Origin of the sequence: Lysinibacillus sp. GbtcB16 (assembly GCF_019091145.1) — a bacterium.
In the GTDB taxonomy this organism is placed as follows: Bacteria; Bacillota; Bacilli; order Bacillales_A; family Planococcaceae; genus Lysinibacillus; species Lysinibacillus fusiformis.
The window spans coordinates 1-239 of the sequence record NZ_JAGXJV010000830.1 but is presented as its reverse complement, the minus strand read 5'-3'; the positions used below and the strand labels follow the sequence as shown (position 1 = coordinate 239).

Below are 239 nucleotides of genomic sequence, written 5' to 3'. Positions count from 1 at the left end.
TGCCTCACTTTTTGTCATGGGTGGTGATTGCTGGGGTTACCTTCTTCATGCTTTCCTCTGATGTTGGACTGGTCAACAAAGTCATTGTCAATGCAGGCGGACAACCCATTGCCTTCCTCTCCAACCCGAAGTTGTTCTGGTGGGTGCTGCTGCTGCAAAATACATGGAGGGAAATCGGCTGGGGAACCATTCTCTTCCTGGCAGCCATAACGCAAATCGACCCTGCCCAGTACGAAGCA

At 51.5% G+C, this 239-nt stretch carries 1 pseudogene; it reads left to right on the top strand.

Annotation, left to right across the window (positions count from 1 at the left end):
- Positions 1 to 239 (top strand): annotated as a pseudogene (locus KVT27_RS26025) (sugar ABC transporter permease); the annotation flags it as partial.